Source organism: Thalassotalea sp. Y01 (assembly GCF_012932945.1).
GTDB lineage: Bacteria > Pseudomonadota > Gammaproteobacteria > Enterobacterales > Alteromonadaceae > Thalassotalea_A.
This window is the reverse complement of sequence record NZ_JABBXG010000001.1, coordinates 368950-388115: the sequence shown is the minus strand read 5'-3', so window position 1 is coordinate 388115 and position 19166 is coordinate 368950. Positions and strand designations below refer to the sequence as shown.

Genomic DNA, 19166 nt, shown 5'->3' with positions numbered 1-19166 from the left:
AGTCAATCTGGCAAGTGCAATTTAATGCTCATGTCAAGGTATAATAGATTTCAGATAAACAAGAATTAACCATTTTTAAAAAACATTTTAGGAACAAGAAAATGAGCAACATTCCTTCTGAGTTAAAATATGCTTCTTCTCACGAGTGGGTTCGCGTTGAAGGCGACGGTACGGCAACTGTTGGTATCACAGAGCACGCACAAGAGCTTTTAGGTGATATGGTTTTTGTTGAATTGCCAGAAGTTGGTGATGAAATTGAAGCTGGTGACGACGTAGCCGTTGCAGAATCTGTAAAAGCAGCTTCTGACATCTATGCACCAATTGGTGGTGAAGTCGTTGAAATCAACGAAGAACTTGAAGATTCTCCAGAGCTTGTAAACTCTGATGCATTTGGCGACGGTTGGATGTTCAAAGTTAAGCTTAGCGATACTGGTGAGCTTGAATCATTACTAGATGCTGAAGGCTACCAAAACGTAGTTGACGAAGAATAATTTAGTATTATCAATAGATTATAAACCCTGAGTGATAACTCGGGGTTTATTGTTTTTAGTAATTTGCTGTTTGAAAAGTTAAGTGAAATCTATGTCTACCCATACCTTGAACCAGTTGGAACAAACTGAAGATTTTATCCGTCGTCATATTGGCCCGGATGCAGAGCAAACCGAAGCGATGTTGAGCGAAATTGGTGCTGACTCTGTTGAAGCATTAATTGATGAAATTGTTCCTGCCAATATCCGTCGTGACGGTTTGCCAAACATTGGTGAGAGCAAAACAGAAGTGAAGGCACTAAGTGACCTGAAAGCTGTTGCTGCTAAGAACCAAGTTTTCCAATCAAATATCGGTTTGGGTTATTACCCAACTCATACCCCAAACGTTATTTTACGTAACGTGTTGGAAAATCCAGGGTGGTATACCGCTTACACGCCGTACCAGCCTGAGATTGCTCAAGGTCGTCTTGAGTCACTGCTTAACTATCAGCAAATGTGTATGGACTTAACCGGTCTTGATCTTGCCAGTGCGTCGCTTCTTGATGAAGGTACCGCGGCGGCTGAAGCCATGGCACTTGCCAAGCGTGTTTCTAAAAACAAGAAGTGCAATAACTTCTTTATTGCCAATAGCGTTTACCCTCAAACCATCGACGTTGTGAAGCAACGTGCTGAGATGTTTGGTTTCGATATTATCGAAGGTGATGCGGCTGATGTTGTTAACCACGATGTCTTTGGTGCACTGTTACAGTACCCAGGCAGCGATGGTGAGATTGTTGATATCGAGCCACTAATCGACGCGGTTCAAGCGAAGAAAGGCGTTGTTGCCGTTGCTGCTGACATTATGGCCTTAACACTATTGAAAGCACCAGGTGAGCTAGGCGCTGATGTGGTTATCGGTTCATCACAACGTTTTGGTGTACCTATGGGCTACGGTGGTCCACATGCGGCATTCTTCACCACAAAAGAAAAGCACAAGCGTTCACTGCCTGGTCGTATTATCGGTGTATCAAAAGATACCCGCGGAAAAGACGCATTGCGCATGGCGATGCAGACTCGTGAACAGCACATCCGTCGTGAGAAAGCGAACTCGAACATCTGTACCGCACAGGTATTGCTAGCCAACATGGCAGCGTTTTACGCGATTTACCACGGCCCGCAAGGTTTGAAAAACATTGCTAACCGCATTCACCGTTTAGCTGACATCCTTTGTTTAGGTACTGCGCAAAAAGGCGTACAAGCAGTTCACGCTAACTATTTCGACACATTAACGTTCGCGGTAGACAACAAAGATGAAATCGTTGCTCGTGCTATCGCGGCTAACGTAAACTTGCGCACCGACGTTGCAGGTAAAGTGTCTGTTTCTTTAGATGAAACAACTACTCGTGAGCACGTTGCAACTCTATTTGATATCTTACTAGGTGAAGGCCACGGTCTTGATGTGGCTGAGTTAGATGCAGCAATCATCGATTGTGGTCACTCTTCAATTCCAGCTGAATTGCTACGTGAGTCTGACATTCTTACTCACCCAGTATTTAACTCGTACCACTCAGAAACTGAGATGCTGCGTTATATCAAAAAGCTTGAGAACAAAGACCTTGCATTAAATCACTCAATGATTTCTTTGGGTTCTTGTACCATGAAGCTAAATGCAACAGCACAAATGATCCCAGTATCATGGCCTGAATTTGCCAATATGCACCCATTTGCACCGCTTGATCAAGCCCAAGGTTACTCGGAAATGATCAACGAGCTAGGTGACTGGTTGGTTGAGCTTACCGGCTACGACAACATCTCAATGCAGCCAAACTCTGGTGCACAAGGTGAGTACGCAGGTCTTATCGCGATTCATAAATACCACGAGAGTCGTGGTGAAGCGCACCGTAACATCTGTTTGATCCCATCTTCTGCGCACGGCACTAATCCGGCGTCTGCGCAAATGGTTGGTATGAAAGTTGTTGTAACAGCGTGTGATAAAGACGGTAACGTTGACCTTGACGATTTACGCGCAAAAGCTGAAGAGCACAGCGAGAACTTGTCTTGTATCATGATCACTTACCCATCAACACACGGTGTGTATGAAGAAACGATCAAAGAAGTATGTGACATCATACACGCCAACGGCGGTCAGGTTTACCTTGATGGTGCCAACATGAATGCTCAGGTTGGTATCACCAGTCCAGGTTTCATTGGCGCTGACGTATCACACCTTAACTTGCACAAGACCTTCGCTATCCCGCACGGTGGTGGTGGTCCAGGTATGGGGCCAATCGGTGTGAAATCTCACTTAGCACCATTCTTACCAGGTCACGCGTTGATTGAGTTCAACTCAGATCTTAAAGACAATGGCGCGGTATCGGCGGCACCGTTCGGTTCAGCTGGTATCTTGTGTATCTCTTACATGTACGTTGCCATGCTAGGCAAAAAAGGTGTAACTGATTCAACCAAATACGCTATCACTAACGCAAACTACTTGGCGCACAAACTAAGCGCAGATTACCCTATCCTTTACACGGGTAACAATGGTCGTGTAGCGCACGAGTGTATCGTTGATTTACGTCCACTTAAAGAAGCGTCGGGCATCACCGAAATGGATGTTGCTAAGCGTTTGATGGATTACGGTTTTCACGCACCGACAATGTCATTCCCGGTAGCTGGCACGCTAATGATCGAGCCAACTGAATCGGAAAGCAAAGTCGAACTTGATCGTTTCGTTGAAGCAATGACGTCAATCCGCGCTGAGATTGCCAAAGTTGAATCTGGCGAGTGGACCTTGGAAGATAACCCTCTGCACAATGCACCACACACGCTAGCTGATATTACTGATGCTAACTGGAATCGTGCATACACCACAGCACAAGCGGTATTCCCAGTGCCTGCAGCGGCAGCAAACAAGTTCTGGCCAACTGTTAACCGTATCGATGACGTATACGGCGACCGTAACCTGATTTGTTCATGTCCAGCGGTTTCAACATACGCTGACGCTGAATAATTAAGATTACAACGTTAATCTAAGCAATCACTAAAAAAAGCGAGCCTCAGGGTTCGCTTTTTTGTTTTCTGCGGCCTTGTAATTATTAAAATTGCATCAATATATAGAAGTCTGCATACAGACTTTATTACCTAAGACGTAGATTATGACCGCACTAAACTTGACCAACAGCTTTTCTCTTGCGAATGGCGCTAACATTAAAAACCGTTTGTTTAAATCCGCAATGAGTGAACAGCTTGGCGATAAATATCACAATCCTAAACAAGGTTTGGCTAAACTGTATGGTCGTTGGGCCAAGGGCGGTATAGGTTTGGCTATCACCGGTAATATCATGATAGATAGAAACGCGTTAGGTGAACCGAAAAATGTGGTGTTAGACGAGCAAAGTGATTTGGCTAAGTTTAAGTGTTGGGCCGAAGCTGGTAAGCAAAATAACACTCATATTTGGCCACAACTGAATCACCCGGGTAAACAAATCCCCAGTTTTTTGTGTGAACAACCGGTTGCGCCATCAGCAATATCATTAGGTCGTGGCTTAGAAAAAGCCTTTAATCAACCACGCGCGTTAAACGAAAATGAAATCCTCGACATCATTAATAAATTTGCGCTTAGTGCCAAATTGGCAAAACAGGCAGGTTTTACCGGCGTGCAAATTCATGGAGCACACGGTTATTTGGTGAGCCAATTTTTATCGTCTCGCCATAATCAACGCGATGATAAATGGGGTGGCAATCTCGAGAACCGTATGCGCTTTGTATTGGAAGTTTATAAAGCCATGCGTGCCCAAGTTGGCGACGATTTTCCTATTGGCATCAAGTTAAACAGCGCTGACTTTATGAAAGGTGGATTCACCGAAGATGAGTCGATGCAAGTGGTACAGGCATTATCGAATGCCGGCATTGATTTGATTGAAATCTCCGGTGGTACTTATGAAAGCCCATCAATGATGGGGGCTGATAAATCAGCCAAGCCAAAAAATGCAGAGCTAAAACATACCGAACAAAAGCAAAGTACCATCAAACGTGAAGCTTACTTTTTAGATTATATGGAAAAAGTGCGTAAATTAGTAAATACGCCGTTAGTGGTAACCGGTGGCTTTCGCAGTGGTGCGGCGATGAATCATGCCATTGCATCTGGTGCAACCGACTTTGTTGGTATCGCCAGAACGACGGTTGTTGATCCTGAGTTCCCCAATAAACTTATTGCCGACAATAACCATGCGATGCCCCTAACTGTGCCAACAACCGGCAAACCGAAGTTAGATAGGGCCGCCATGGTGGGATTGGTTTGGTATGAACATCAAATGTGGCGCATCGCTAAAGGTAAAGATCCCAAGCCCGATTTAAGTGCCATGGGCGTGGTGTTAAAAACCATGTTATCCGCGGGGCTACATTCATTTAGAAAACGCAGAGCTTAAAACCTGTTTTAGCGATTAGTGAACATAAAAAAGCGGATCAAGATGATCCGCTTTTTATTCTTAATAACAGAAGGCTAGTGTTAGTGTTTCGCTGTTTTTCCAGCATCTTTATCAGCGTCTTTATATTTATCAAACCAGGCCAAGATATAACCTACTTTTCGCGCCAGATTTGATGGTTTGGCGGCAATGCCATGGTAAGCGCCTTGAATACGAACTAAGGCACTTTCAACCCCTTGTAAACGCAATGCACCATAGTACTGCTCACTTTCACCCATAGGTGTGCGCACATCTAACTCACCGGTTAATACCATGGTTGGGGTGGTAACGTTGCCAACCAATGACAGTGGTGAACGATTCCAGTATTGCTCGTAATCATTCCAAGGTAAGTCACTAAACCAGTATTTAGTCATAAAGGTATAAATGTCAGATGTACCTATCATGCTGGTCCAATTAATGACTGGCTTGGCAACTACCGACGCTTTGAATCGGTTGGTGTTACCAATGATCCAAGAGGTTAGGGTACCACCACCTGAGCCGCCAGTAACAAACAAGTTAGACTCATCGATATAGCCTTTGTTGATAACTCCATCAACCATGTCCATCAAATCATTGTAATCTTGAGACGGATAGTTTTTATCGATAAGGTTAGCAAACTCTTCGCCCTGAGAGGTAGAACCGCGTGGATTACCATAAATCACCACGTAACCGGCAGCCGCAAACATTTGCACTTCGGCAGAAAAGCCTGACCCGTAAGCTGTATGAGGACCACCGTGGATTTCCAATATGAGTGGGTACTTTTTACTGGCATCGAAGTTAGGTGGCGTGACAATCCAAGCCTGTAAATCGCGATCATCAACGCTGCTTTTTAGCTCCATTAATTCAGGTTTGTTTACCGTCTTGTGATCAAACACATCGGCGTTTAAATCGGTAAGTTGTTTCACTTTGCCTTTTTTGTTGACGATGGCCAGATCAGCCGGACGATCACCGGTAGATGCGGTGTAGACAATAGCGCCTTTATCGCTGACATCGAATTGACCTGAGGTGTATGGGCGACCAAGACTCATGCCGCCTAAATCGTCAGTTTTACGCGACATCTTGCCCGACGTGCTGACATAAGCAACATGCTTTTTACCCATGTCATCGAAGCTAAAATACACACCTTTACTGTTATCTGCCCATTGAATGCCACCAACAGAACGGTCAAGTTTTGCGGTTAGACTTTCAATATCTGAACCATCGGTGTTCATGATATACAGCTGGTTTAACTGGTTTGATTTGCCGTTATCGTCAAAACCGACGAAAGCAATTTTTTTACCGTTTGGACTCATTTTTGGGCTGTTTTCAGGGCCCGATGCATCGGTTAATTTCGTAACTTTTGAGGTGGCAATATCAACGGACAATACATCGGTGTTAAACACATCAAAATCAGCATCATCACGCGTATTAGCGGAGACAATTAATTGCTTACCTGATTTACTCCATGCTATAGAGCCTGCGTAATCATGCTCGCCAGAGGTTATTTGACGAGGGGTGCCACCGATTGCTGGCACCACATAGACTTGCATATTACCAGGACGCTTCATGCCCGCACCATCGCGTTGGAATAAGGTCTGATCTATATAATGCGCATCTTCGGCCCATTTAGCGCCTTTCGGTTTAAAGCCAAGATTAAATAATGGTTTCGCTTTCGTCGGCGTGAACATGGCAAAGGCTAGTTGTTTGCCATCTGGAGAAAAACTCATGCTGCTAGGGCTTATTGCCACATCGGTTACGCGGGCGGTATTACCGCTAGTCAAATCACGAAGATAAATCTGTACCTTACCTTCTTTGCTCGATAAATAAGCCATCTTTGTGCCATCTGGCGAGAACACCGGATTGAAGTGGTTTTTAGCATCTGATAATAACGGCATATGAGTTTTACCGTCTAAGGATACCGTCCACAGGTTGCGACGCATTGAGTCGGTCATAATGTCCATGCTTCGGCGTTCATAAACCACATGATCGCCGTCAGGCATCACCACAGGATTTGCTGCATATTCGAGGTTAAATAAGTCTTTGAGCGCTAGGGTGTTATCTTGTTGGTCCTCGCTGGCACTTGCGGTACCCGCGAAAAACACACTCATCACCAACAACGCAGATTTTGAAAGATGTTTACGAATCATCACAGATATATCTCTATATTATTGTTTTAAAGTAAAAATGTTGTAGATAACATAGCGCAGGTGTAGAACTAAATACCAGAGATATTATGTGAGTGGTTTATTTTCTGAGATGAGTTAAAAAATCGTTGTTTCACGTTGTCGACGGTTCTAGCAATAGATAGCTTGAGTTACAGACCAAAATATAGCTTGATACCGGCAAGGGTGTTAGTGGTGGCAACGGCGGCTAATATTAACCCCATGACTCGGCTGATAACGCCAGCGCCACTCGAACCAATGAGTTTGATTATCCGGCCTGACAACAGCATTAAAATATAAGCAACGAGAAGCACTGCAAAAATCATCGATACAGTTTGTGCTTGCTCCCATGCGCTAAACTGACTGTTATCGGTTAACAATACAGCGGCAAGCATGGCACCAGGACTGGCAATGGAAGGCACAGCAAGGGGAAAGGTTGCGGTATCTCTGTGGTTCTTAACCATCTGTATTTCTTCTTCGGGCTTACTTTCGCCAAAAATCATGGTTAACGCAAACAAGAATAAAACGATGCCACCAGCGATTTGAAACGCAGGTAAAGGGATCGACATTGCGTTTAGGATATGCTCACCAATCAATACGAAAAATAACAGAATGCCGGCGGCGATTTAGGTGGCAAATAACGCAATCTTTTTCCTTGCTTGAGCATCATATTGCGACGTTACGGCAATAAATACTGGCACTGTCCCTATCGGGTCGATGACAGCAAAAAAAGCGATAAAGGTGGCGACAAAATCAATCAAATTGTTGTCCTGTGGTTCATTGCTTTATTAAAGCAGGATTGTTATTTGCTTAATAGATAGTTTAGGACATCTGCCGAATCGCACATTATCGGTGTGCTTTTGCTTGATGATTTTGGCAAGGAATGAGAAAAACAAAAAGGCGAGTAGGAAACTCGCCTTTTTCTAAGCTAAAGCTATTGAGTAACAGTCGATTAGGCGACGGCGTTAGTTAAAATTTGACGCACTTCTACCGGAGTAACCGTGCCGTTTTCAGACAGGGATACAAAGTTCAGCCCTTCCAATCGACTTACTACGGCATCAATGGCACCTTGTTTGTCATCGCCGTGCTCGGTAAGTTGAGTAGCAACATTAAGGCTGTTGTAAAACGCTTCAATGGCGTCAATAGTGCGCTCTGCCAAATCATCTGATTGCTCAAGACCAAACACGTTACGACCCATTTGCTCTAGTTTGCCACGTTTATGGTCAATTTGATTGCGAAGTAACGATGGCTGCACAATTGCCAATGAGCGAGCGTGGTCAACATGCCATAACGCAGTTAGCTCATGGCCAATCATATGGGTTGACCAGTCTTGCTCTACTCCGCTACCAATCAAACCATTTAGGGCTTGGTTTGCGGCCCACATTAGGTTGGCACGCCATAGGTCGTTGTCGCGATCGTTAAAGTCATTACCGAGAGAAATCAGGCTGCGCAGAAGCGCTTCTGAAAACCCATCTTGCACCATGGCACCGGCATTTTTAGTGATGTATTGCTCGCAAACGTGAACGAATGCATCAACGATACCATTTGCTAATTGCTTTTCAGGTAGTGTCTTCATCACGTCCGGGTCCATAATTGCGAAAATTGGTAGTACACATTGCGCCGCGAAGGCCATTTTTTGTTGAGTACCAACATTTGTGATTACAGAATTACCATTAGATTCAGAGCCGGTTGCCGGGATGGTTAAAATAGCGCCAATTGGTAATGCCTTTTCTGGCGTGTATTTACCTATAAGGATATCCCAGGCGTCGCCATCATAAAGCGCACCAGCCGCAACATATTTGGCGCCATCAATGACCGAGCCACCGCCGACAGCAAGAATAAAATCGATATTTTCTTGCTTACAAACGGCGATTGCCTTGTCTAACGTTTCTTTTGTCGGGTTCGGCTCAACACCTGAAAACTCAACCCAGTTGTGACCTTCAAGTGCTTGTACGGTTTGATCGTACACACCATTTTTCTTAATTGAACCACCACCGTATAAAAATAACACCTTAGCGTCGGTGCCGATGGCATCGCTGATTTTGCTGATTTGACCTTGGCCAAAGAAAATTTGTGTAGCGTTTTGATACGTAAAATTCATGATGCGAAATCTCTAGTTTGGTAAATAGAAAGAGAGAAAATGTCCACTCAATCATAGTCGCCCTGTTTTGGTTTGGGCAAATGATGATATGGGGTTTCTGTACTACTGATTCAACTCCCACTGCCGCATGGGCATGGTGTTTATAAAGGCTGCGACTTTCTCCATGTCAAAATTCTCGATGGAGTAGTTAGCTTTGATGCCACCATCGAGACCAATTAGCCAAACCTGTTGCTTTTGCGCATATCGTTCACTTAAAGCTCGATATTGGCTGTCAGGTAATGGCGTTAAGGTTGTGTCATCATCCAAGCGATAAGTCTTGCCCTCGAATATGGCGAATACGGTGAGTTTAAATTCGTCTCGTATGTCTTTCTCAATGCTGGGTAATTGCTGCTTTTTATCTATGTTGAAAACGAGAACTCTTTGTTGCCACTGCAAATCTTCAGGTGATGTGTCTTCTGCCAGCAGAGGGGGACTCTGGCAAAGAGTAAATAAAGGCAACAATGCAATTAAGGCTGACGTTTTCATGACAATGAGCGATGGATTGAAAATTCTTGTTGCGTTATACGCAGTGAGTTCGTCTCAAGATTAGTGCAATCTGTCGGTTTATTTTGATCTATTCGATGTTTTTTAGTGTAGGCTAAGATGGTTAATAAATTGTTAAATGATGTCCATCTAATTAAAAATGAAACGATTTTTGTTTTTCATAGGCTTGTATTTTTTCGCGTTGTTGCATGTCGTAGCAGCGGAAAGTAGTGATTCCAGTCGCGCCACAGGTCCTCACATCGAAGTGGCGTTATTATCTGAAAATAGCGCCTTGGTGCCAGGCGAGCGTCAGTATCTTGGGATTTTATTAACTCCCGAAAAAGAGTGGCATACCTATTGGCGCAATGCCGGAGATTCTGGTGAAGCGCCCACAGTGAGTTGGTCTGCGCCTCAAAACATGGAGTTTGGCGACATCCTTTGGCCACTGCCGGAGTCTATCCCGGTCGCGCATTTAGTTAACTACGGTTATAGCGGTGCCAATTTGCTGATGGTGCCTGTAACGTTGAGTGAGCAAAATACAGCGGCCTCAAGCGTCAAAATAGTTGCTGATCTTTCCTGGTTGGTATGTAAAGAAGACTGCATTCCAGGCTGGGCGACCTTGTCGATCGAATTACCAGTTAACCCTGAGGGCAATCCTAGCGAACAGTTAAGCGAAGATGCCACTTGGTTTGCCAATACCCGTGAGCAGCTTCCGCAATCACAAATACTTAGTGGCAAGCATGAATTTACCGAAACACACCTGGCTCTTTCGGTGTCCATGCCAGAATCTGTTAGCGCGAATAACTGGCAACTATTGCCGTTTCGTGCCGATGTCATTCAACATAATGCCGTACAGCAACCTGTATTGGATAATGGCCAGTTAAACTTCCTGTTGCCAAAATCAGATTATTTCTCATTGACTAATGAAGACGTTCAGTTTTTGTTGACTGATGGTGAGCAAGGCTACTATTTAACATCAGGCCTTAACAGCGCTGCTGCATCGGCGATAAGCTCGGGAGCTGAATCACAAAGTCTTTTATGGTTGATGCTGCTCGCTTTTGTCGGTGGCTTAATCCTTAATGTCATGCCTTGTGTCTTACCTGTTTTGTCTATTAAAGCGATGTCGATGAGTCACAGCCGTGATTACAATCAGAACCAGCAAAGCTTTTTCAATAAAGCCGGCTTTGCCATTGGTGTGCTGACTAGCTTTTGGTTATTTGCCGCCATTATTTTGGCTGTTAAAGCCAGTGGTAGCGCGGTCGGTTGGGGCTTTCATTTGCAAGAGCCTTTGGTTATTGCCGCCTTGGCGTTCTTATTTGTATTCATTGCTTTGATGTTATTGGACGTAGCGCCAACAGGTGGTCGACTTGCAGGCATGGGACAATCATTAACTCAAGGCAAAGGCTTTAAAAGTCAATTTTTTACCGGCGTATTGGCCGTGGTGGTTGCATCCCCTTGTACTGCGCCATTTATGGCGACGGCGCTAGGCGTGGCTATGGTTAGTCCAGCAATAACCACATTGATGATATTTACCGCTTTGGCGGTTGGTTTTGCTTTACCTATGACTTTGCTTGGCCTTAGTCGAAAGTTTGCCAACTTAATACCTAAACCTGGTGCCTGGATGGATACCTTTAAGCAGTTTTTAGCGTTTCCCATGCTGGCAACGGTTGTTTGGTTGGTTTGGGTCTATCAAGGACAAACCGGCAGCTTAGGTCAGCTATGGTTGTTGTCCGGGTTGTTGATGTTTGCGTTGTTTATTTGGATGAGCAGTAAAAGCTCCGCGCGCTTGTCACCTTTGTTTTTATTGGTTGCTCTGTTAGCGGGAGGCTATACCAGTCATCAAGGCAGTGCGCTTATTAAGCAAGCTGAAGTGCAAACAGCGGCAACGTTCAGTGATACAAAATTAGATATGTTACGTAAGCAGAACCAGGTTGTTTTGGTCAATATGACCGCTGATTGGTGCATTACCTGTAAAGTGAATGAACAGGTAGCTTTTAATGATGAGGCTTTTGACGCCGTTATCGCTGATGAGCAGGTACATTATATGGTTGGTGACTGGACCAACAAAAACCAACAGATTTTTGATTTTTTGACGCGATACCAACGTTCTGGAGTGCCGCTGTATGTGGTTTACGCAGGCGAGCACTATGAACAGGTTTTACCGCAAGTTTTGACAACAGAAATAGTTATTAACGCAATAGAAAAAGCACAACAGGAGATAGAAAATGGGACACTTTAAAAAGCTTATTGTTAGCGTGTTATTAATGCTACCTATGAGTGTGATGGCAGGTGCAAAAGTTGACGCGCCAGCGCCGGATTTTAAATTGGTTAACAGTAAAGGCGAGCAAGTCAGTCTGACTGATTATAAAGGCAAGTACGTAGTCTTAGAATGGACCAATCATTTGTGTCCATATGTGCAGAAGCACTACGACAGTGACAACATGCAAACCTTGCAACGTAAATATACCGAACAAGACGTTGTCTGGTTATCAATTATCTCTTCAGCCGAAGGCAAGCAAGGTCATGTTAGCCCAACTAAAGCTGATGAATTAACCTCGTCACGCAATGCCGTACCAAGTCATGTATTATTTGATGAAGGTGGTGATGTGGGCAAACTGTATGGTGCGAAAACTACTCCGCACATGTACATCATCGATCCTGAGGGTAATTTGCGTTACGCCGGTGCTATTGACAGTATTAAGTCTGCGAACCAGGCCGATATTCCGAAAGCAGAGAACTACCTGGATTTAGGAATGCAAAGCTTGATGACTGGACAAGATGTCGCGAAAAAAGTGACACCACCTTACGGATGTTCAGTCAAATATAAGAGTTAGCCCCACACACTATATTTTGGGTTCATTTGAAACGAAAAAGCCTGATCCATGATCAGGCTTTTTCAATGGTTTGAACAAAGTTAGTTATTTGTTCATAAACGGGTAGTCGGTATAACCCTTTTCACCACCTAAGTAGAAGGTATTCGGGTCTGCTTCATTTAACTCGACGTTAACGGCCAAGCGTTCTACCAAATCAGGGTTGGCGATAAATGGCACACCAAAGGCAACCGCATCTAATTGCTGGTTAGCAACCGCTTGTTCCGCTTCATCTGCGCTGTAGCCCATATTACCTATTAAATTACCTTGATAAATCTTACGCGCCGGGGTTACTACGTCACCGCTTTGTTGCTGCAAGAAATCAGCGCGCATTAGGTGCCAGTAGGCGAGGTTATAGTCGTTAAGGCGCTTAGCCAAATACTTGGTATGGCCTACCGGATCGCTATCGAGCATGCTATTAAAGCTATTAAGTGGTGAGGTACGAAGACCGACTTTGCCGGCGCCCCAGACATCGATAACCGCATCCAGTACTTCAAATAATAAGCGTGCACGGTTTTCGATTGAACCACCGTATTGGTCCTCACGTTGATTGCTACCGTCGCGTAAAAAATTATCCAGTAAATAACCATTTGCCGCATGTACTTCAACGCCATCAAAACCGGCTTGTTTGGCGTATATCGCGCCTTGTTTGAAAGCGTCGACAATCGTTGGAATTTCTTCGGTTTCTAATGCACGCGGTACGGTATAGGCTTTTTTACCTTCCGCGGTATGGACTTCATCGTTGGTTATTGCTAAGGCACTAGCAGCAACGGGAACAACACCACCATTTAAGTCAGGGTGACTGGCGCGACCACCATGCCAAATTTGCAAAAAGATCTTACCGCCTTTAGCGTGCACCGCATCGGTAACTTTTTTCCAGCCTTCTACATGTTCATCAGAATAAATGCCTGGGCCATTTAAAAAGGCCACCGTGTCTTTCATTACTGCGGTAGCTTCGGCAATTAGCAAACCAGCGCTGGCGCGTTGGCTATAGTGCTCTGCCATTAATTCGTTTGCAACATCACCGTTGGCACGAGTGCGAGTTAACGGCGCCATGATAATGCGGTTATTCAGGGTGATATCACCAAGTTGAATTTGCTTGTGTAGGGCAGATGTCTGCGTCATAAGGTACTCCAAAAAATGACCTTGCTATTGGGAATAACATGGATATGGAGGCGAAACAAAAATTCACAATGCTTGCGATTATGGCAATCTGCGCTAGCTTATTCCGTTTTGATAGGGGCTTGCGAGAGGTATTGTTATTCTCTTAGTAAGTGTAAGAAGTGCATGTGCTTTTGGTACTGGTCAATGACATCCATGATCACCGCCGTCTCAGACCAGCCCATGATGTCGTAATCTTGGCCGCCCTGACTAAGGTGTACCTCGGCGCGATAATAGCTATCGTCATCATTACCTTCCTCGTTGGTAAATTCTGGTTGTGATTGCTTGTTTTTATGAACGCCATAAATGAAGTCGTGCTCTTCACCATGAAACACCTTAAAAGCGAGCCCATTCTTTTTCTCAATGATTTCAGCTTCAATGTTGTTTGACTCAAACTGTTGCTTGAGTTTATCGAAGGCGCGTCGCACGGTTTTGTTGATAAATACTCCCGCGTTCTTTTTATCTGGTGTGGCAATGATGTTGTCGAGTTTTTCCTGCCAGGTTTTGGCATCTTTATGTTGGCTATTGGGCATGGCATTGTGCAACAAACTGTCTTGCTTCGCCGCTTCTATTCTTAATGCGCGCATTAAGCCATAACAGGAGCAAAGCAGCACCAGAGCAAATGGCAGGGCGCTGGCAATGGTCATGGTTTGCAGTGCGTCCAGGCCGCCCACCAAACTTAATGTCGCGGCGACAACGCCAACACTGATTGCCCAGAATAAGCGCTGCCAAATCGGCGTATCGTTATGGCCATTTGAACAGAGCATGTCAATAACCATGGCACCCGAGTCGCAGGAGGTGACAAAGAAAATCACGATCATGATAATTGATAACCCGGTGAGTGCCGTGGTAAATGGGAAGTTTTCCAAGAAAACAAACAAGCCAACGGAAGAATTGCTGCTTATCATATCGGCCAGTTTGGTAAAGTGTTCTTCAGCGATCAGTGAGATAGCGGTATTACCAAAAATTGTCATCCACAGCAGGGTAAACGCCGTTGGTACCAGCATTACGCCAAACACAAACTCGCGTATTGAGCGGCCTTTTGAAATACGAGCTATGAATAAGCCGACAAAAGGTGCCCAGGCAAGCCACCAGCCCCAATAGAATATAGTCCAGCCACCAATCCAATCTTTTTTCTCGTAGGCATACAAGTTAAGTGTTGCGTGAACAAGATCTGATAAGTAGGCACCGACATTTTGCACATAAGCTTGCAGTAAAAATACGGTTGGCCCTAACACAAAAATTAACGCCAACAGAGCAATAGCAAGTACCATGTTGGTTTGCGATAAAATCTTAATGCCTCGGTCTAAGCCTGTTGCTACGGAAATTGATGCAAAAAAGGTGATCACCAACATGACGTCACTTGATTAATTTGGCTAACGTCAATATCGAAAAGGTAATTTAGGCCGGAGTTTACTTGGGCTGCGCCCAATCCTAGCGAAGTCGCGACACCAAAGACGGTGCTGACCACCGCAAAAATATCAACGATGTGTCCGGGCCAACCGTAAATGCGATCACCAATAATAGGGTGTAAGGCAGATCGTAACGTTAACGGCAGTTTATGGCGATAACTGAAATAGGCGAGAATTAAGGCGACGATGGCGTAGATGCCCCAGGCATGTAGTCCCCAATGAAAAAAGGTTATCTTCATCGCTTCTCGCGCAGCTTCTAATGTACCCACTTTCGCTGTCGGCGGTGCGAGATAATGCATAATAGGTTCAGCCACGCCAAAAAACATCAGGCCAATACCCATACCTGCGGCGAATAGCATGGATAGCCAGGTGGTTAAGGAATAATCTGGGCTTGAATGATCTGGACCGAGTTTAATGTCGGCAAAGCGCGATAAGCTGAGGTAAATAACAAAGCCGAGAATAATGGTTACGGTGAGCACATAAAACCAACTACCATTACCTATAATGCGCGCCTGGATATGAGAGAAAAAGGATTTTGCACCCTCAGGTGAGGCAACGGTAAAGAACAGCAAAGCAAGGATGGTTAATGCAGATATTAAAAATACCTGACGATTAATTTTAGAAATATCTAATTTCATATCAGAGTATTTTTAACCTAACGTGGGGTTTCAATCAGTATAGGTTATAAAGGTTTTTGGTGCTTTGTAAGTCCCTGTTTTTATGAAAAACAGGTGTTCAATCACGTTAATCTTGCTGCTGTTTTTTTGTTTCTTGTTCGATTTGCTCCTCTTTTAACAAGGTGAAATAAGCCTTACTGACCGGAAATAAAATTTGTGAAAATAGAGCACTTCCCCAAAGAAGGTTACCGACCCAAGATGGAACGTACGGTATCGTGACTAAAGTAAACAGGGCTAAGGTAATGCCAACTATACGGATGCGTGCGGTACCAAAACGATGGGCGACACGTTTTTCGATTAAGTTTTGTATCCATAACAGACTTGCCAGGTAAGCTGCCAATCCCGTACAACCAATGACCGCATATTTTAATGGGTAAGGCTCCCAGATGCGCACTTTCACTTCACCGGTTAACGCGACTCCGATCATCACACCGGCGAGCATCAAAACCAGGTGCGCTAGCCACCATTGCACTAAGGTGGACTTTTCAATGTTCTTAGGTTTGCCATTGCCGACAAAATCGAAATAAATCCAACAAAGGGCAAATACCGAGAACCCACCAAACACATAGTTAATGAAAACATCAAAACTGACATTGGCGATGCCGATTTGCGCCAAAGTAATGACCAGTTTGAAAAAGCCCTCACCGACGACGATTAGCACCAACAGAGCAAATCGTTCTGACATGTGGCCGAGGCGCGGTACAAAACGCTCACACTCGAGAATACCAACTTTGGGTAACATATAAAGTAGCTGAATGCCGACAATACCTGAGGCGAACAGCAAGTAACTGTAGGGGGCTGGTAAGAAGGCACTGATTGCAAACATCACCCCAAATACGAAAAAGCTAATCCCCATCTTGTGGGCAAGGATGCTTTCTTCCGCACCTTTTTGTTTGGTACGTATGTAAAAGTAAGCGGTTAATATTCGATTGGTAGAAAACGCCAGAGCGAAAAACAGCCAGCCAGAACCATCAATACTTGGAATAGCGGCTGCCATAATCATCGCTACGACAATTTGTGTCGCCATCAGGAAACGGTGTTTTATGTCTGTACTGACATAAAGAGAATTAAACAAGCTGGTATCTGCCCAGGAATACCAAACAGCGATAAATAGACCGACAAAGTAAACAAAACCTGTTGGCGTTAGGTGGTTACCCAAGAAATTGCCAAGCAAAAAAATGATCACAACATGGATAAGATCATAGAACAGCTCTATCCAGTGCACGTGATTCGAAGCTTGATCGACATCCATATGATGTTGTGGCGCTCGCCACATTGGGTGTTTTTCTAATGCCATATTGTTTTCATATTGTCATGGTGACGTAAGTATAGATGTAACTGATGGGCAATCGAAAGAGAAGTGTTATCAGTACAAAAGTTTAAAAATTTGTAAACACAGTGATTATTTGATTGACTGCATCTCACTTACATACGAAAATTCATATATTCGAATTTTCGTATGTTTATTAGGGCATGTTATGGGCTTGTTTGAACGTTATTTATCGGTTTGGGTTGGATTGGCAATTATCGTAGGTATTGTCATGGGCAGCATGGTACCTAATGTTTTTGAGCAAATCGCCGCTTATGAGTATGCGCAAGTAAACTTGCTAATCGCCGTACTGATTTGGTTGATGATATACCCAATGATGGTGCAAATAGATTTTTCTTCTATCAAGGATGTTGGCAAGAAACCGAAAGGCTTGATCTTAACATTAGTGATTAACTGGCTCGTCAAACCGTTTAGTATGGCGTTACTGGGTTGGTTGTTTTTCAAAGGTTTGTTTGCAGACTGGGTAGACCCGCAAACAGCGAGCGAATACATCGCCGGTATGATATTGCTCGGTGTTGCACCGTGTACCGCTATGGTTTTTGTCTGGAGTCAGCTGACTAAAGGTGATGCTAACTATACCTTGGTACAGGTATCGGTGAACGATGTCATCATGATTTTTGCGTTTGCGCCAATAGCAGGGTTTTTATTGGGGGTATCGGATATTAGTGTCCCTTGGGATACATTGCTGTTATCGGTTGTTCTTTATGTATTAGTACCATTGTTAGCGGGTGCTTACACCCGTAAAAAGCTAGATAAAAAGGATGACCACGGTAAACTTGATAGCTTTCTTGCGACTTTGAAACCTTGGTCTATTATCGGCCTATTGTTGACCGTTGTGGTGTTATTTGGTTTGCAATCACAGATCATATTGGAAAAACCGCAGGCAATTGTACTCATTGCCATTCCATTGTTAATACAAACCTATGGTATTTTTGCTATCGCCTACTGGGCAGCAAAGCGGATGAAATTGGCTCACAACATAGCAGCCCCTGCTTGTATGATAGGTACATCTAATTTCTTTGAATTAGCGGTTGCCGTCGCTATATCTTTATTTGGTTTGCATTCTGGCGCCGCGTTGGCGACCGTTGTTGGCGTATTGGTCGAAGTGCCAGTTATGTTGTCATTGGTTTGGTTTGTAAATCGCACCCGCCATTGGTTTGACTAATATCTGAAAATTTTTCCTCATTATCTTCAATAAATTTCCCTCGAAAATGATATTTGCCTGTTTAACAGGCAAATATGTATGAAAGAAACTTTCATTATTTATGAATACTCAAAAGCCTTGATAGCGCTGTCAAAGAGTGGCTACCCCCCCCTTAATTGCTGATTCTTTGACTGTTTTTTGGCCGGTTTTAAGTCTGGTCGGATGTGGTAATTATGTTGCTAAAATGCATGAAAATTAAACTAAAGTGCAACAAAGTGGTCGAAGTGCTTGATAACGTTACACTTGGTCACAAAAGCTAAAGATCCATTGACAATTATGGCCTATTAAAGTAAATTTTATGCGCTTTTAGAGCATATGTTCAATATGTGAATTAGATTCGAAAATAAAAGAATATTACAACAAAAACTTAATAAAAGATTCTAACGCATCCTCATCAAAACTATGAGGGAGCTGCAGTACTAGTAAGAAGTAAAACAGGAAGTTTAATACTATTTAGCTACCTTCATAACCTCAAAAAATTGCGGTTATGACAAATGGAATTGTCAACGTCTGCATAACAAAAATAAAAATGCAGTGTTCATTGATGCGAGCGACGTTTGATTTGTGTCAAATGTGAAATTATGTGCTCACAATGTAAACACCGCCAGACCTGACGTAAAAGTAAACAAGTAAGAATAACGGGCTGAAAATCATAATCTTAGCCGATTTAGTTAAAAAAACGACCAGTTTGGCCGTTACATTTGCGCAATAGATTTATTTAAAACAGTTCGTAAAATGCAATGAAAATTCATTAAATGACGTGTTGTTGCACGTATTGATGGGTTTTTGTGCGAGTTTGTATGTGTTCATTTTTGCCT

At 43.8% G+C, this 19166-nt stretch carries 11 protein-coding genes and 2 pseudogenes; 6 read left to right on the top strand and 7 right to left on the bottom strand.

From position 1 onward, the window contains the following. The first annotated feature begins 101 nt into the window (after positions 1 to 101). From gcvH to HII16_RS01460, 3 genes are all read left to right on the top strand, one after another. Positions 102 to 491: a glycine cleavage system protein GcvH gene (gcvH, locus tag HII16_RS01470; protein ID WP_169126806.1), complete on the top strand. Its 390-nt coding sequence runs from the start codon at positions 102 to 104 to the stop codon at positions 489 to 491. Between the two features lie 91 nt (positions 492 to 582). Further along, positions 583 to 3477, top strand: a complete 2895-nt coding sequence (gcvP, locus tag HII16_RS01465; protein WP_169126804.1) for an aminomethyl-transferring glycine dehydrogenase — start codon at positions 583 to 585, stop codon at positions 3475 to 3477. Between the two features lie 145 nt (positions 3478 to 3622). Further along, a complete protein-coding gene (locus HII16_RS01460) occupies positions 3623 to 4894 on the top strand; it encodes an NADH:flavin oxidoreductase/NADH oxidase family protein (RefSeq protein WP_169126802.1) in 1272 nt (423 codons plus the stop codon). An 80-nt stretch (positions 4895 to 4974) separates the two neighbouring features. Here HII16_RS01460 and HII16_RS01455 read toward each other — a convergent pair whose 3' ends face one another. The 4 genes and pseudogenes from HII16_RS01455 to HII16_RS01440 all read right to left on the bottom strand — a co-directional run bounded on the left by HII16_RS01455 (position 4975) and on the right by HII16_RS01440 (position 9697). Continuing rightward, on the bottom strand, positions 4975 to 7056 hold the full coding sequence (locus HII16_RS01455) for a S9 family peptidase (RefSeq protein ID WP_169127261.1): 2082 nt from the start codon (positions 7054 to 7056) through the stop codon (positions 4975 to 4977). A gap of 167 nt (positions 7057 to 7223) precedes the next feature. Further along, positions 7224 to 7832: pseudogene (locus HII16_RS01450) on the bottom strand (MarC family protein). A gap of 191 nt (positions 7833 to 8023) precedes the next feature. Further along, complete coding sequence (locus tag HII16_RS01445; RefSeq protein WP_169126800.1) at positions 8024 to 9172, bottom strand: iron-containing alcohol dehydrogenase; 1149 nt, start codon at positions 9170 to 9172, stop codon at positions 8024 to 8026. A gap of 102 nt (positions 9173 to 9274) precedes the next feature. Beyond that, positions 9275 to 9697, bottom strand: coding sequence for a DUF4174 domain-containing protein (locus HII16_RS01440; RefSeq protein ID WP_169126798.1), 423 nt, complete (start codon positions 9695 to 9697; stop codon positions 9275 to 9277). A 157-nt stretch (positions 9698 to 9854) separates the two neighbouring features. Here HII16_RS01440 and HII16_RS01435 point away from each other — a divergent pair, with 157 nt between their 5' ends. Further along, positions 9855 to 11933, top strand: coding sequence for a thioredoxin family protein (locus tag HII16_RS01435; protein ID WP_169126786.1), 2079 nt, complete (start codon positions 9855 to 9857; stop codon positions 11931 to 11933). Continuing rightward, a complete protein-coding gene (locus HII16_RS01430; protein WP_169126784.1) occupies positions 11920 to 12528 on the top strand; it encodes a redoxin domain-containing protein in 609 nt (202 codons plus the stop codon). The genes HII16_RS01435 and HII16_RS01430 overlap by 14 nt, the downstream gene beginning before the upstream one ends. Before the next feature lie 84 nt (positions 12529 to 12612). On the opposite strand, the gene HII16_RS01425 is transcribed toward HII16_RS01430, so the two are convergent. From HII16_RS01425 to HII16_RS01415, 3 genes and pseudogenes are all read right to left on the bottom strand, one after another. After that, positions 12613 to 13689: an alkene reductase gene (locus HII16_RS01425; protein WP_169126782.1), complete on the bottom strand. Its 1077-nt coding sequence runs from the start codon at positions 13687 to 13689 to the stop codon at positions 12613 to 12615. A gap of 134 nt (positions 13690 to 13823) precedes the next feature. Next, a pseudogene (locus HII16_RS01420) lies at positions 13824 to 15775 on the bottom strand (BCCT family transporter). A 106-nt stretch (positions 15776 to 15881) separates the two neighbouring features. Beyond that, a complete protein-coding gene (locus tag HII16_RS01415; RefSeq protein WP_169126780.1) occupies positions 15882 to 17111 on the bottom strand; it encodes a low temperature requirement protein A in 1230 nt (409 codons plus the stop codon). 181 nt (positions 17112 to 17292) lie between these two features. On the opposite strand from HII16_RS01415, the gene arsB reads away from it, so the two are divergent. Next, a complete protein-coding gene (gene arsB, locus HII16_RS01410) occupies positions 17293 to 18309 on the top strand; it encodes an ACR3 family arsenite efflux transporter (protein ID WP_169126778.1) in 1017 nt (338 codons plus the stop codon). The last annotated feature ends 857 nt before the right edge of the window (positions 18310 to 19166 follow it).